The organism is Aliiroseovarius sp., assembly GCF_030148435.1.
Classification (GTDB): domain Bacteria; phylum Pseudomonadota; class Alphaproteobacteria; order Rhodobacterales; family Rhodobacteraceae; genus JASBTN01.
The window spans coordinates 42,879-57,458 of the sequence record NZ_JASBTN010000043.1; the positions used below are offsets into that span (position 1 = coordinate 42,879).

The window sequence follows — 14,580 nt, forward strand, 5'->3', positions numbered from 1 at the left end:
GACCGGAAGCGTCAGGCCAGCGCCTCCACCACCCGGGGCAAAGCCGCCCGCGGCAACATCACCAACAGGCCCGGCCGGTCCGCGCGCAGGCGCACCGGCCCCGCGACCTCGTTCGAGGTGCCAATCTTGTCCCAGGGCGCCATGGTCAGCGCGTCAAAGGACCACCGCAGCCCCTCGGCCCGGGCCTCCAGCCCGGCCATGGGAAAGAGCGACAGGCGCATTCCCACCGGCAACTCCAGGGCCAGTTCGCCGGGCAGGTGGAAACACAGGTCCTTCTCGCCCAACAGCACGCAGGGCCGGTCGGCATGGCGTACCAGGCTGTTCAGACAGGCCAGCTCATGATCCAGCCGCCGCCCCAGAAAGCCCACCCCGATCACCAGCGAGGCCCCGACCGACCGCAGCGCCTTGTCGAAATCCGTGCTGTCCTGTTCTTCGATCTGCTGGAACCGCTCCGCCCCCAGATGCGCGCGCGCCGCCTCGGACACCGAATCCATGTCTCCAACCACGCGCAGGGGGTCATGGCCCAGCGCTAGTGCCCGGTCCGCCCCGCCGTCGGCGGCCACCAGATTCGGCGCGTGGATCAACGCTTCCTCAAGGGTTGAGCGGCTAACATCCCCACCACCCACAAGCGTTATGCTTTCGCAAAATGGCAAAAAGTCGTCTATCATGGTGTTTATTGTCTCCATCCGGGAAACTAACCACATTCCCGCCTTGAAAAAATACCGGGTTTTTCCCGGTTCTGTTCCAAAAATCGAACCAGTGCATGGTAAACAGACTGTTGCTGGATCGGGGGAGAAAGCGAGGCAACCATGGTGAGTACGAGCAAGATTCTCACAGTTTCATACGGGACCTTCTCGTGCACGCTCGAAGGGTTTGACGAGCCGTTCAACACGATGAAGTCCATCGCGGAATATTTTCGCGACCTGGCGGCAGATGATCGTTACTTCGGAGCCGAACCGCCGACCCCGGACGCCGAGATGCTGCATCGCATCGCGGAACGTGAGATCCAGAAGCGAGTCGAAGCCCGCGTCGAGAATGACGAGGTCGTGCTGCGTCAGGCCGATGCTGCCGCGCCCCGGATCAAACCGGCTGCCGCCACGCTGATTCCCGGCGAGACGCTGCTGGACGATGAAGATCTGGCACAGGACGCGGCCCCGGCGCCCGCCGTGGTGGCCGATCCCGCCGTTGCCGCACCCGCCGCAGAGCCGGCCCGGACCCCAGAACACGCCCCCGAAGCCGGGCTGGTGGCCGAAGCGGTGGAGGACCCTGCCTCGGATCTCCCCGCCGATTCGATTGCCGCCAAGCTTCAGCGCATTCGTGCCGTGGTGGATCGGGGCCATGACGAGCCTGACGACTACGCCGAGGACCAGCAACCTCTCACCCTGGATGTAGAGGCCGAACCCGAAGCGGAGGCTGCGGCAGATCCCGTCACCGAAACGCCGGCGCCGTCCCCCGCCCCGATTCCGTCCCCCGCCCCGCCGATGTTCGCCGAAACCGAATTCGCCGACCCCGTGGCCTCGGAACCTGCCGAAGAGACGGGTGCCGAAGCCGGTGACATCGAGGCCGAGGCAGACGCCGAAGTTCCCGACGATGGCAAAGGCGCCGATGCGCTCGCCGCCGTCATGGGAACAATGGCCAGTGCGACACCGGTCGAGGACAGCTATGAAGAGGACGAGTTCGAGATCGTCGAAGAGCTGTCCGAGGAAGACGATCCCATCAGCTCGGTCCTGGCCGGTCTCGCCACCCCCGACAGCACCGACGAAAGGACCGGAGAAAGGACCGGGGACGATGCCCGGAACGAAGAACGGGACATTGCCCTTGGTGATGACTTGGACGATGACCTGGGCGATGACCTGAGCGTCGATCTGGACGACAGCCCGGACGCCGCCGCAGACCCGTCCGAAGAGGGAGAGGCCGAAAACGTCTTTGCCGAGACCGAGGCCGAAGAGGCTTCGGAGGCTCCGGAGCCGCGCCGCCCGATCGCCCGTGTCATCAAGGTCAAGCGCACCGATTTCGAGCCCGTCGCGAGCGATGAAGACGACGCGGCGGAACCGGAATCGCAGGACAACGAAGACAGCATGCTCAGCCCGCAGGACGAGGCCGAGCTGATGGCCGAACTGGCCGATGTCGAACGGGACTTCGCGGATCCGGACGCCGGGGAAGGCGCCGAAGACGAAGCGCAGGACGCCGCCCCGAAAGGCTCCGACCAGCCCGGCTTTGCCGAAGGCGTCGCCGTCGATCGCATCCTGGCCGAGACCAACGTCAAGATGGACAGTTCGGAAGTCAGCCGTCGCCGCTCTGCGATCGCCCATCTGAAGGCCGCCGTCCAGGCCACCCGTGCCGACAAGGAGGCTTTGGAAGACACCCCCTCGCCCGACGAGACCGAGGCCTATCGCGACGACCTGGCCCATGTGGTCCGGCCCCGCCGGCCGGATGGTGGCGCCAAAGGCGTCGCACGTCGCCTGGCACCGCTGATGCTGGTCTCGGAACAGCGCATTGACACCCCCGCTCCGGACCAGGCCGCGCCTGCCGCCACCGTGCGTCCGCGTCGCGTGACGAAGGGCAACCTGGCGCTGGAGGACGATCTGGACGAAGCCGTCGGCGAAGAAATTCCGCCCGCCCGCCCCGCAGCCAAGATCGATGCGCGGATCGATTTCGACAGCTTTGCCCGCCAGAAGGGTGCCACCGGCATGGGCGAGTTGCTGGAAGCCGCCGCGGCCCATGCCGTCTTCATCGAAGGCCGCCCGCATTTCTCGCGCCCGCAGATCATGAAGCTGGCGCTGGCCCACGACCCCGAAGCGGGCCATAGCCGCGAAGACGGTCTGCGCGCGTTCGGCAAACTGCTGCGCGAGGGTCGCATCCGCAAGATCAAGCGGGGCCAGTTCGTTCTGAACGAAGCCACCCGCTTTCACCCGGACGAAGGTCGCGAAAGCGCCTGAACCGGACAGACATACGAACAGGAAGGGCCCCGGATCGGGGCCCTTCCTGCTTTCGCAGGCTTGCCCCGGAGCGGACCAAAGGAAAAGGCCCCACGCGGGGCCTTTCCTCAGTCCTTGTCCTTGCCGCCTTGCGGGCCGTACTTGCCCGCAGGATCATGCGGATAACTGTCCGGATCCTTGTCCGGGTCGCCCTTGCCCACGCCCAGAAAGACCTTCCTGAACGGTATCATCCACAGAAACCCGAGAACGACATAGACGGCCAGCTCGACCAGGATATGTGGCCGGTCAAGCCAGTTCACCAGGCTGACGGCCGCAATGATATACAGCGGCAGCCCGACCACCAGGATCAGGATCGACAGCCGCTTGCGGGTCTTGTAGCTGAGCGCCATGGGGCCTCCAATTGGTCAGGATCAGTCGGCGAAGGGGTCAGTCACCAGAATGGTATCGTCGCGCTCCGGCGAGGTCGAGAGCAGCGCAACCGGACACTCGATCAGCTCTTCCACGCGTTTCACGTATTTGATCGCATTGGCCGGCAGGTCGTTCCAGCTGCGCGCGCCCTCGGTCGATTCCGACCAGCCGGGCATCTCCTCGTAGATCGGCGTGCAGCGTGCCTGCTGGTCGGCAGCGGTCGGCAGGTAGTCCAGGCGCGCGCCGTCCAGTTCATAGCCGACGCAGATCTTCAGCGTCTCGAACCCGTCCAGCACGTCGAGCTTGGTCAGCGAGATGCCCGACACGCCCGAAGTGGCACAGGTCTGGCGCACCAGGGCCGCGTCGAACCAGCCACAGCGACGCTGGCGCCCGGTGGTGGTGCCGAATTCGTGCCCGCGCGTACCCAGACGTTCGCCATCCGCATCCGGCGTGCCATCCTCGTTCAACAGCTCGGTCGGGAACGGGCCCTCGCCGACGCGGGTGGTATAGGCCTTGACGATGCCCAGCACGTAGTCGATCGAGCCCGGGCCGATGCCCACGCCCGTGGCCGCCTGCCCCGCAATCACGTTCGAGGAGGTGACGAACGGGTAGGTGCCGAAATCGATGTCCAAGAGCGCGCCCTGCGCCCCTTCGAACAGGATGCGTTTGCCCGCCTTGCGCTTCTCGTTCAGCACTTTCCACACGGGGGCGGCATATTTCAGGATCTTCGGCGCAACCTCCGACAGTTGCGCAATCAGCGCGTCGCGGTCGATGGGATCAACGCCCAGACCCTTGCGCAGCGGATCGTGATGCTGCAGCGCGCGGTCGACGCGGGCCTCCAGCGTGGCAGGGTCGGCCAGGTCGGCGACGCGGATCGCTCGGCGGCCCACCTTGTCCTCATAGCACGGGCCGATGCCGCGCCCGGTGGTGCCGATCTTGGTGCCCTTCGAGGCGGCTTCCTCGCGGGCGCGGTCCAGCTCGCCGTGGAAGGGCAGGATCAGCGGGGTGTTTTCCGCGATCATCAGCGTCTCGGGGCTGATGTCCACGCCCTGGCCGGTGATCGTCTCGATCTCGCGCAGGAGGTTCCACGGGTCCAGCACCACGCCATTGCCGATCACGGACAGCTTGCCACCGCGCACAACGCCCGAAGGCAGCGCGTGCAGCTTGTAGACCGCCCCGTCGATGACCAGCGTGTGACCCGCGTTATGCCCGCCCTGGAAACGCGCGATCACATCGGCACGTTCGGACAGCCAGTCCACGATCTTGCCTTTTCCCTCGTCACCCCATTGGGCGCCCACAACGACGACGTTGGCCATGTCTTTAATCCTGTGTTCGGTAAACCCGCGCCCGTATAGCGGCATGCGCGCCGCGTTGAAACCTGAATCTGTAAGCGACCAGGCAATCCCGGCATGCTCCCCCCACGCTTAGGGGGTTGCGGGCGCGCGTCCAAGCGCCTAGATAGCCCCATCAGATCGTTACCCCGGGGATTCCGCCACATGGAAAACGTCGTTCTTGTTGTTCACCTGATCCTGGCCCTGAGCCTGATCGGCGTCGTGCTGCTGCAGCGTTCGGAAGGCGGCGGCCTTGGGATTGGTGGCGGCGGCGGTGGCGGTGTCATGTCGTCGCGTGGCGCTGCAACGGCTCTGTCGAAGATCACCTGGGGGCTGGCGATCGCCTTCCTGGCGACGTCGATCGGCCTGACGATCATTGCCGCGCAACGCTCGGAGGACACGTCGGTGGTCGACATCATCGCCCCGGCCGAACAAGCCGCACCGGCCGCAGATGCCGTGACCCCGCCAGCGGTGGATCTGGACAGCCTGATGCCGCCCGCGGCGGATGACGGCCTGGCCCCGCCGCGCGCCGAATGACCCGGCACATCGCGAACTGATCCCTCCCGGTGCTGTTCAGGCAGCCCGGGATCACCCAGACAATACCTTGAGACGGGCGATTTCATCGCCCCATCATCTTGCGGTTCGGTTGCGCGGGACGCCGAATCCGGTTATGGCTCGAGTCCCGTGGGAAGCGGATTCGATTGGCATGAATTGCCGGGCGGTCCGGGGTTAAACGACCCGCACAGGCACGCTTAGAACACGGGGGCAGCCAACCTTATGGCACGTTACATCTTCATCACCGGTGGTGTTGTTTCTTCGCTCGGCAAGGGGCTGACCTCTGCCGCGCTCGGGGCGCTTTTGCAGGCGCGCGGCTTTTCGGTCCGCCTGCGCAAGCTGGACCCCTATCTGAACGTCGATCCCGGCACGATGAGCCCGTTCGAACACGGCGAGGTTTTCGTCACCGACGATGGCGCCGAGACAGACCTGGACCTGGGCCATTACGAACGGTTCACCGGCGTGGCCGCGCGCAACACGGACTCGGTCAGCTCGGGCCGCATCTATACCACGGTGCTGGAGAAGGAACGCCGCGGCGACTATCTGGGCAAGACGATCCAGGTCATTCCCCACGTCACCAACGAGATCAAGGACTTCATCGCCATTGGTGACGACGAGGTCGATTTCATGCTCTGCGAGATCGGCGGCACGGTCGGCGATATCGAGGCCCTGCCCTTCTTCGAGGCCATTCGCCAGTTCAGCCAGGAACGCCCGCGCGGGCAATGCATCTTCATGCACCTGACCCTGCTGCCCTACCTGGCCGCCTCGGGCGAGCTGAAGACCAAACCGACCCAGCACTCGGTGAAGGAGCTGCGCTCGATCGGCATCGCGCCCGACGTGCTGGTCTGCCGCTCGGAACACCCGATCCCGGACAAGGAACGCGGCAAGATCGCGCTGTTCTGCAACGTGCGTCAGGACAGCGTCATCCCGGCCTATGACCTGAAATCGATCTACGAAGCGCCGATGGCCTATCACAATGTGGGTCTGGACCAGGCGGTTCTGGACGCCTTCCAGATCAGCCCGGCGCCGAAACCGGATCTCAGCCGCTGGGTCGATGTCGAGGACCGTATTCACAACGCCGAGGGCGAGGTGCGCGTGGCCGTGGTCGGCAAATACACCCAGCTGGAAGACGCCTACAAGTCGATCAAGGAGGCCCTGGTGCACGGCGGCATGGCCAACCGGGTCAGGGTCACGCTGGAATGGGTCGACAGCGAACAGTTCGACGACAAGGACGCCGCCCCCTATCTGGAAGGGTTCCACGCGATCCTGGTGCCCGGCGGCTTCGGCGAACGTGGCACCGAGGGCAAGATCAAGGCGGCCGAGTTCGCCCGCACCCGCAAGATCCCCTACCTGGGCATCTGTCTGGGCATGCAGATGGCAGTGATCGAAGCCGCCCGCAACGTGGCCGGGATCGAGGCAGCAGGGTCCGAGGAATTCGACCACGAGGCCGGGGCCAAACGGTTCGAACCGGTGGTCTACCACCTCAAGGAATGGGTGCAGGGCAATTATACCGTCAAGCGCAAACTCGGCGACGACAAGGGCGGCACCATGCGCCTGGGCGCCTATAACGCGACCCTGGCCGAAGGCTCGACCGTGGCGCGTGTCTATGGCGGCACCGCGATCGAGGAACGCCACCGCCACCGTTACGAGGTGGACGTGAAATACCGCGAGCAGCTGGAAGCCTGCGGGCTGGAGTTCTCGGGCATGTCGCCGGATGGCCGCCTGCCGGAGATCGTCGAATGGAAGGACCACCCCTGGTTCATCGGCGTGCAGTTCCACCCGGAACTGAAGTCGAAACCCTTCCTGCCGCACCCGCTGTTTGCCGATTTCGTGCGCGCCGCGAAAGAGGTGGAGCGCCTGGTCTGACACGCGCCCCGGGTTGATTGGCGAGGACAGGTTCAGCCTTGCCCTTCGCCCATGCGGACCGACTTCCCTCTTGCCATTGCCCCGCGCGCCCGTCAGCATCCGGTCGACAAGAAGGAGGCCCCAATGCCCAAAGGATACTGGATCGGTCGCGTCGATGTGCACGACCCGGAAGAATACAGGAAATACATTGCCGCCAACGCCGGGGCGTTCGAGAAATACGGCGGGCGCTTCCTGATCCGGGGCGGCGAATTCGAGGCCCGCGAGGGACAGGCCCGCGCGCGCAATGTGGTGATCGAGTTTCCGTCCTACCAGGCCGCCAAGGACTGCTATGACAGCCCGGAATACCAGCAGGCCAGGGCCTTCCGCCTGCCGGTTTCCGAAGGCGATGTGGTAATCATCGAAGGCTATGACGGCTGAGCGCCGCTTGGCGCCCCGTCGCAACGGACCTATATCAAAGACATGTTTCAACAGCTTCTGAACCGCCTGATGGGCGAAACGCCCAGCCCCCTGCCCGAGAATGACGCCCGGCTGGCGCTGACCGCCCTTCTGGTGCGGCTGGCGCGCTCGGACGGGGATTACGCCCGCGTCGAAGTGGCCCAGATCGAACGCATCATCACCGACCGCTACGGGCTGGAGGGGGACGCCGCCAACGAACTGCGCCGTGATGCCGAACTGTTCGAGGAAAACGCCCCCGACACCGTGCGCTTTACCCGCGCGATCAAGGACGCGGTGCCCCACGAGGCGCGCGCGGCCGTCGTGGAGGCCGCCTGGGCCGTGGTGCTGGCCGATGGCACCCGGGCGGATGAGGAGGACGCGCTCATGCGCATGGTGGCGAACCTTCTGGGGATAAACGACCGCGACTCGGCGCTGGCGCGGCAGCGGGCGCAAAAGGGCGCATGAGCGCCGCCCAGCCCGAACGGCGCCAAACCGCCGCCCTTTCCATGTATGACCGGGCCGAGACCGCCGCGGCCAATGACCGGCTCTGGGCCGCCATCCGCGCAGAGCTGGGGCACGGGCCGCAGAGGCTCACCCGCGACCGCGACCTCTGGGAGGTCTGGACCGACCCGGGCCTGGTTCTGGCCCAGACCTGTGGCCTGCCCTTCCGCGCGAGGCTGCATGACAAGGTCGCCCTGATCGGCACGCCGGACTACGGCCTGCCGGGGTGCGCGCCGGGCTACTACCATTCGACCCTCGTTGCCCGCGCGGATGACCCCCGCGACCTGGCCGGACTGGCCGCCGGGACCATGGCGGTGAACGAGGGCCTGTCGCAATCCGGCTGGGCGGCACCGCTGGCTTATCTGGCGGCGCGGAACCTCTCGCCTGCGCGCTGCCTGCGGACCGGGGCGCACCGCGCCTCTGCCCGGGCCGTGACCGAGGGGGGCGCCGACCTCGCATCGCTCGACAGCGTCACCTGGGCCCTGATCCGGCGCCATGACGCATGGGCCGGGGCCCTGCGTGAAGTGGCCACCACCCCGCCGACTCCGGGCCTGCCACTGATCGCAGCCAGGGGCACCGACGCCCCGCGCCTGCGCGCCGTGGTTGAAGCGGCCATTGAAAAGCTCGCCCCGCAGGACCGCGACATTCTGCACCTCTGCGGCGTGGTTCACATTCCGGCCTCGGAATACCTCGCGCAACCGATCCCACCCGCTCCGACCTTTTGACGCTTTCGGGCGTCAATGCGTCCGATTTCCCCCGCGTAAACCGCGATTTCGCCGTTGCATTCGCGACGAAATTGCGCCCTACTCTTCGTCTGAAACAACCGATAGCTGCCGCCTTGAAAGATACCCAACAGTCCCAAGACCAGAATGCGGGCGACACGCCCGTCATCGAGATCCGTGACCTGCATAAAAGCTATGGTGAACTGGAGGTGCTCAAGGGCGTCGACCTTGTAGCGCCGCGCGGCCATGTGGTTTCGCTCATCGGCTCGTCGGGCTCCGGCAAGTCCACCCTGCTGCGCTGCGCCAACCTGCTGGAGGAAAGCCAGCAGGGCGAGATCCGGTTCGAAGGCGAACCGATCCAGTGGCGCGGTCAGGGGCTGTCACGCCATCCCGCCGACCGCAAACAGGTCACGCGCATCCGCACAAACCTGTCGATGGTGTTCCAGCAGTTCAACCTGTGGGCCCATATGACGATCCTGCAAAACGTGATGGAGGCGCCGGTGACGGTGCTGAAACGCGACAGGGCCGAAGTCGAGGAAAAGGCGCGCTATTACCTCGACAAGGTCGGCATCGGCGACAAATGCGACATGTGGCCGGCGCAGCTGTCCGGCGGCCAGCAACAGCGCGCCGCCATTGCCCGCGCGCTCTGCATGGAGCCGCGCGCCCTTCTGTTCGACGAACCCACCTCGGCGCTGGACCCCGAGCTGGAACAGGAAGTGGTGAAAGTGATCAAGGACCTCGCCGCCGAGGGCCGCACGATGATCATCGTCACCCACGACATGCGCATGGCCGGGGACGTCGCCGACCATGTGGTTTTCCTCCACCAGGGGAAGATCGAAGAAGAAGGGCCGCCACAAGAGCTCTTCGGCAATCCAAAGACGGAACGCCTGCAGCAATTCCTGTCTGCGACCGTGCCGTCCTGACCTATCATCAAGGGAGTAAACATATGAAAAAACTGATCCTTTCCGCCGCCGCCCTGGCGCTGACCGCGGGGTTCGCGGCCGCCGACGGCAACACCGTGCGCCTGGGCACCGAGGGCGCCTATGCCCCGTGGAACTTCATCAACGACGCGGGCGAAGTGGACGGCTTCGAGCGGGAGCTGGGCGACGAACTGTGCATGCGTGCCGAGCTGGAGTGCACCTGGGTGACGAACGAGTGGGATTCGATCATCCCGAACCTCGTGTCCGGCAACTACGACACGATCATCGCCGGCATGTCGATCACCGACGAACGTGACGAGGTCATCGACTTCACCCAGGCCTACACCCCGCCGGATCCCTCGGCCTATCTGGCCATGTCGACCGATGTGGACCTGGAAGGCGGCGTGATCGCGGCCCAGGCAACCACCATCCAGGCCGGTTTCATCGCCGAAAAGGGCTGGACCCTGGTCGAATATGCCACGCCCGAGGAAACCGTGGCCGCCGTGCGCAACGGCGAAGCCGACGCGGTGCTGGCCGACAAGAGCTTCCTGGACACCCACAACGGTGTTGACGGTCTGGTGATGCTGGAGCGCATGGAAGCCATCGGCGGCGGCGTCGGCATGGGCGTACGTGAAAGCGACGGCGAGCTGCGCGCCAAGTTCGACGCGGCGATCCAGTCGATGAAGGACGACGGCACGCTGAACACCCTGATCGCCAAGTGGGAAGTCTCTTCCCAATGGTAAGTTGATCCCGCCGCGCGCGCCGGCCTGCTGGCCCGGGCGCGCGCGGCAAACCTTGGACCTCCATGTTCGAATTCTGCACCAATCCCGAGACGCTGGGAGATTTCCAGTGGTTTGCCTGTTATTTCACCACGGGCAAGCTGTTCAATTTCTATGGCTCCTTCGTCACGGTGCTGGTGCTTCTGTTCATCACCGCCCCCACGGCGCTGGCCTTCGGCTTCCTCGGCGCCATGTCCGCGCGCAGCCATGTCGCGCCGGTGAGCTGGCTGGGCAAGGCCTATATCGCGATCGTGCGCGGTGTGCCGGACATCGCCTTTTTCATGTTTTTCGTGATCGCGCTGGATCAGGGGTTCGAGTACCTGCGCCACCAGGCGCTCTGCCCGGACTGGGACCAACCGATCCGCCAGGGCAATGATTTCATCGTCTGCGCCCAGGCCAAGCTGCCCCTGTCGACCTCGGACCAGTGGGTGCACGAGGTTTACGGTTTCTTTCTGGCGGTACTGACCTTTTCGATCGTCTTTGGCGCCTTTGCCGCGAACGTGCTGTTCGGCGCCATGCGCGCGGTGCCGCACGGCCAGATGGAAACCGCCGAGGCCTATGGCATGAGCCACCGACAGGCCTTCTGGCGCGTTCTGGTGCCGCAGATGTGGATGTATGCCATGCCGGGGCTGGGCAACCTGTGGATGATCCTGATCAAGGCCACGCCGCTTCTGTTCCTGCTGGGGGTCGAGGATATCGTCTACTGGGCGCGCGAGCTGGGCGGCAGCATCAACCCGCGCTTTACCGATTATCCGCATGGTGACTGGCGCGCGCAGTTCTTCTTTGGCCTTTTGGTCTTCTACCTCTGCTTTACCCGCGTGTCCGAGATCGCCTTCGACCGCCTGTCGCGCAGGCTGGCCCATGGCCAGGCGATCGCCACGGGAGGCGCGTCATGAGCTGTATCGAGACGATCCAGGACTATGCGCTGCGTTCGATCGGCATTGGTGAACGGTTGCTTCCGAAAACCGATTTCACCCTCTGTCAGCAATTCACGCTGATCGGGTCGGGCATGATCTGGAACCTCTATTTCGGCGCGCTGGCCCTGCTGGTCGGCTTCTTCATCGCCTCCGCAGTGGCGGTGGGGAAAAGCGCGCGGTCGCCCTGGCTGCGCAAACCGTCCGAGTGGTTCATCTTCGTCTTCCGCGGCTCGCCTTTGTTCATCCAGTTCTTCTTTGCCTATGTCATGTTCCTGAAGGTCAAGCAGGCGGGATACATGCCCTGGCTGACCTCGGCCCAGGCCGGTGCGCTGATCGTCTTGATCCTGAACACCTCGGCCTATTCGGGCGAGATCTTCAACGGCGCGCTGAAAGCCGTGCCGCGGGGGGACATCGAGGCCGCCAAGGCCTATGGCATTACCGGCTGGAGCCGGTTCCGCCGCATCACCTGGCCGACCATGCTGCGCCTGGCCTGGCCCGCCTATACGAACGAGGCGATCTTTCTGTTCCACGCCACCACGCTGGTCTTCTTCTCGGGGTTTCCGACCTGGCGGCAACAGGGCGACGCGCTGTATTACGCCAGCTATTTCGCCGACAAGACTTTCAACCCGTTCGTGCCCTACCCGATCCTGGCGGGCTATTTCATCCTGCTGACGCTTTGCGTGATCGGCCTTTACGGGCTGGTGAACAAGCGGCTGAACCGGCACTTGCCCGCGGAAAGGAAGCGCAAGCTGCGCATTCGTCCGAACCTGATCCGCTGAGTCTCGGGCAAGGGGGGGGCTCCCTCATCAGGCGCCAAGGCGCCCTCTTTGGGAGCGGCGCGCCCACAGGCGGGCGCTTCGCCTCCGGCGGGGATATTTATTGAAAGATGAAAGGGATACGCGTCATTTCTCCCCGATCCGGCGGGGTGGGGTGGCACCCGGGCGCGGTCTTTCAAAAGGCCGCCAAGGGTAGGAGCCGGACCGGGGACGCCCGGTTTTTTCACCTCCCCCCTTGCCCCATGAGAGGCCCTCGGCTAGGGTCGGGCAGAAATTTGATCAAATTTGGTGACTCATGAGGATCGGCATCCTTCAAACCGGCCACGCGCCGGACGAAGTCCAGGGAAGCCTGGGCGACTATGCGGACATGTTCCGGCGCCTGCTGGACGGGCATGGCTTCGGGTTCGACATCTACAATGTGGTGGATGGCGAGTTTCCCGCCGGGCCCGAAGCGGCGGACGGCTGGCTGATTACCGGTTCGAAACACGGCGCCTATGAGGCACATGATTGGATCCCCCCGCTCGAAGACCTGATCCGCGCCATTCGCGACAGCGCCCGCCCGATGATCGGCGTCTGCTTCGGCCACCAGATCATCGCCCAGGCCCTTGGCGGCAAGGTCGAGAAATTCCCAGGCGGCTGGGCCGTCGGCCGGACCGAGTATGATTTCGGCGACGAGACCCTGGCGCTGAACGCCTGGCATCAGGATCAGGTTGTTTCCCTGCCCGAAAACACCCAGGTTATCGCGTCCAATGATTTCTGCGCCAACGCTGCGCTGCTGATCGGCGACAACATCCTGACCGTACAGCCGCACCCGGAATTTACCTCGGCAATGATCGAGGGGCTGATCACCTACCGCGGCAAGGGCAACGTGCCCGCTGACCTGCTGGACAGCGCCAGGGCTGACCTGCCCACCCCGACCGCGAACGCGGGTTTTGCCGCCCGCATGGCGGCGTTTCTGACCAAGGGGGGCAAGTGATGGCGGACTGGATGAAAAACATGCCCGAGGCGGCCCGGGCCTATCTGGACGGCAAGCGTCTGGACGAGGTGGAATGTATCGTCTCGGACCTGCCCGGCATCGCCCGCGGCAAGGCGGTGCCCGCCGGCAAGTTCGACCGGCAGGACTATTTCCACCTGCCCGATTCGATCTTCTACCAGACCATTACCGGCGGCTGGGGCGAAGCAGCGGGCGACGAGGGTTTCATCGAGCGCGACATGATCCTGAAACCGGATATGGCGACGACCTCGGCGGCGCCCTGGACCGCCGACTGGACATTGCAGGTGATCCACGACGCCTATGACCGCAACGGCGAGGTGATCGAATATTCGCCGCGCAACGTGCTGAAACGCGTGGTGCAGCTGTATCGCGACAAGGGCTGGGAGCCTGTGGTGGCGCCCGAGATGGAATTCTACCTGGTCGCGCGCAATCTGGATCCGGCCGAAAAGATCAAACCGATGATGGGCCGCTCGGGCCGGCCCGCCGCCGCACGCCAGGCCTATTCGATGACCGCCGTGGACGAGTTCGGCCCGGTGATCGATGACATCTATGATTTTGCCGAGGCCCAGGGGTTCGAGATCGACGGCATCACCCAGGAAGGCGGCGCCGGTCAGCTTGAGATCAACCTGATCCATGGCGACCCGGTCAAGCTGGCCGACGAGGTGTTCTATTTCAAACGGCTGATCCGCGAGGCCGCGCTGCGCCACGACTGTTTCGCCACCTTCATGGCGAAGCCGATCGCCGAAGAGCCCGGCTCCGCCATGCATGTGCACCACTCGATCATCGACATCGAGACCGGACGGAACATCTTTGCCGGCCCCCAGGGCGGCGACACCGACGCCTTCTTCCACTTCATCGCCGGGCTGCAGAACCACCTGCCCAGTGTGGTCGCGGTGCTGGCCCCCTATGTGAACAGCTATCGTCGCTACGTGCGCGACACCGCCGCCCCGATCAACCTGGAATGGGGCCGCGACAACCGCACCACGGGCATCCGCGTGCCCCTGGCCAGCCCCAAGGCACGCCGGGTGGAAAACCGCATTGCGGGCATGGACTGCAACCCCTACCTGGGCATCGCCGCCTCGCTCGCTGCGGGCTACCTCGGCCTGATCCAGGAAGAACGCCCCCGCGCCCAATACAAGGGGGATGCCTATGAGAGCGAGGAGGACATCCCGCGTGACCTGTCGCGCGCGCTTGACCTGTTCGACGAAGCGAAGGCGATGCACGGGGTGCTGGGCCCGGAATTCGCCCGTGTCTATTCGATCGTCAAACGCACCGAATACGAAGAGTTCCTGCAGGTGATCAGCCCCTGGGAACGGGAACACCTTCTGTTGAACGTCTGACCCACACGGATCTGCTCCCCGCCTTGAAACCCCGCCGAACTCGGCGGGGTTTTGCTTGTGCATGACCCAGAGCACTGCTTTTCAACAGTTTTTCAAT

15 protein-coding genes are annotated in these 14,580 nt (G+C 64.9%); 12 read left to right on the forward strand and 3 right to left on the reverse strand.

Going from position 1 to position 14,580, the window contains the following annotated elements; all coding sequences use genetic code 11:
- Positions 1-11: 11 nt before the first annotated feature.
- Positions 12-668 (reverse strand): thiamine diphosphokinase, encoded by a 657-nt coding sequence (locus tag Q1V43_RS08010; protein WP_300516259.1) that lies wholly within the window; start codon positions 666-668, stop codon positions 12-14.
- Positions 669-809: 141 nt separating this feature from the next.
- Here Q1V43_RS08010 and Q1V43_RS08015 point away from each other — a divergent pair, with 141 nt between their 5' ends.
- Positions 810-2,939 (forward strand): hypothetical protein, encoded by a 2,130-nt coding sequence (locus Q1V43_RS08015; protein ID WP_300516262.1) that lies wholly within the window; start codon positions 810-812, stop codon positions 2,937-2,939.
- A gap of 107 nt (positions 2,940-3,046) precedes the next feature.
- Here the strand turns inward: Q1V43_RS08015 and Q1V43_RS08020 are convergent, their stop codons facing one another.
- Together Q1V43_RS08020 and Q1V43_RS08025 are read right to left on the reverse strand one after the other, a co-directional pair.
- Complete coding sequence (locus Q1V43_RS08020) at positions 3,047-3,328, reverse strand: DUF2842 domain-containing protein (RefSeq protein WP_300516265.1); 282 nt, start codon at positions 3,326-3,328, stop codon at positions 3,047-3,049.
- Between the two features lie 21 nt (positions 3,329-3,349).
- Complete coding sequence (locus Q1V43_RS08025; RefSeq protein ID WP_300516268.1) at positions 3,350-4,663, reverse strand: adenylosuccinate synthase; 1,314 nt, start codon at positions 4,661-4,663, stop codon at positions 3,350-3,352.
- Positions 4,664-4,843: 180 nt separating this feature from the next.
- Between Q1V43_RS08025 and secG the strand changes: the two genes are divergently transcribed.
- The 11 genes from secG to Q1V43_RS08080 all read left to right on the forward strand — a co-directional run bounded on the left by secG (position 4,844) and on the right by Q1V43_RS08080 (position 14,483).
- Positions 4,844-5,215: a preprotein translocase subunit SecG gene (gene secG / locus Q1V43_RS08030; protein WP_300516271.1), complete on the forward strand. Its 372-nt coding sequence runs from the start codon at positions 4,844-4,846 to the stop codon at positions 5,213-5,215.
- Positions 5,216-5,455: 240 nt separating this feature from the next.
- Positions 5,456-7,099, forward strand: coding sequence for a CTP synthase (locus Q1V43_RS08035; protein ID WP_300516274.1), 1,644 nt, complete (start codon positions 5,456-5,458; stop codon positions 7,097-7,099).
- A 123-nt stretch (positions 7,100-7,222) separates the two neighbouring features.
- Complete coding sequence (locus Q1V43_RS08040) at positions 7,223-7,516, forward strand: DUF1330 domain-containing protein (protein ID WP_300516278.1); 294 nt, start codon at positions 7,223-7,225, stop codon at positions 7,514-7,516.
- Positions 7,517-7,558: 42 nt separating this feature from the next.
- Positions 7,559-7,999, forward strand: a complete 441-nt coding sequence (locus tag Q1V43_RS08045; protein ID WP_300516282.1) for a TerB family tellurite resistance protein — start codon at positions 7,559-7,561, stop codon at positions 7,997-7,999.
- Positions 7,996-8,760, forward strand: coding sequence for a PhnD/SsuA/transferrin family substrate-binding protein (locus tag Q1V43_RS08050; protein ID WP_300516285.1), 765 nt, complete (start codon positions 7,996-7,998; stop codon positions 8,758-8,760). The genes Q1V43_RS08045 and Q1V43_RS08050 overlap by 4 nt, the downstream gene beginning before the upstream one ends.
- A 113-nt stretch (positions 8,761-8,873) precedes the next feature.
- Positions 8,874-9,680 carry an amino acid ABC transporter ATP-binding protein gene (locus tag Q1V43_RS08055; RefSeq protein WP_300516287.1) on the forward strand — a complete coding sequence of 269 codons (807 nt, stop codon included), beginning with the start codon at positions 8,874-8,876 and terminating at the stop codon, positions 9,678-9,680.
- A 23-nt stretch (positions 9,681-9,703) separates the two neighbouring features.
- Positions 9,704-10,420, forward strand: coding sequence for a transporter substrate-binding domain-containing protein (locus tag Q1V43_RS08060; RefSeq protein ID WP_300516289.1), 717 nt, complete (start codon positions 9,704-9,706; stop codon positions 10,418-10,420).
- Between the two features lie 62 nt (positions 10,421-10,482).
- On the forward strand, positions 10,483-11,352 hold the full coding sequence (locus Q1V43_RS08065; RefSeq protein ID WP_300516291.1) for an ABC transporter permease subunit: 870 nt from the start codon (positions 10,483-10,485) through the stop codon (positions 11,350-11,352).
- Positions 11,349-12,152 (forward strand): ABC transporter permease subunit, encoded by an 804-nt coding sequence (locus Q1V43_RS08070; protein ID WP_300516293.1) that lies wholly within the window; start codon positions 11,349-11,351, stop codon positions 12,150-12,152. The genes Q1V43_RS08065 and Q1V43_RS08070 overlap by 4 nt, the downstream gene beginning before the upstream one ends.
- A 292-nt stretch (positions 12,153-12,444) precedes the next feature.
- Entirely contained in the window at positions 12,445-13,125 is a 681-nt protein-coding gene (locus Q1V43_RS08075; RefSeq protein ID WP_300516296.1) for a type 1 glutamine amidotransferase, read from the forward strand.
- Entirely contained in the window at positions 13,125-14,483 is a 1,359-nt protein-coding gene (locus Q1V43_RS08080; protein WP_300516299.1) for a glutamine synthetase family protein, read from the forward strand. The genes Q1V43_RS08075 and Q1V43_RS08080 overlap by 1 nt, the downstream gene beginning before the upstream one ends.
- Positions 14,484-14,580: the final 97 nt, after the last annotated feature.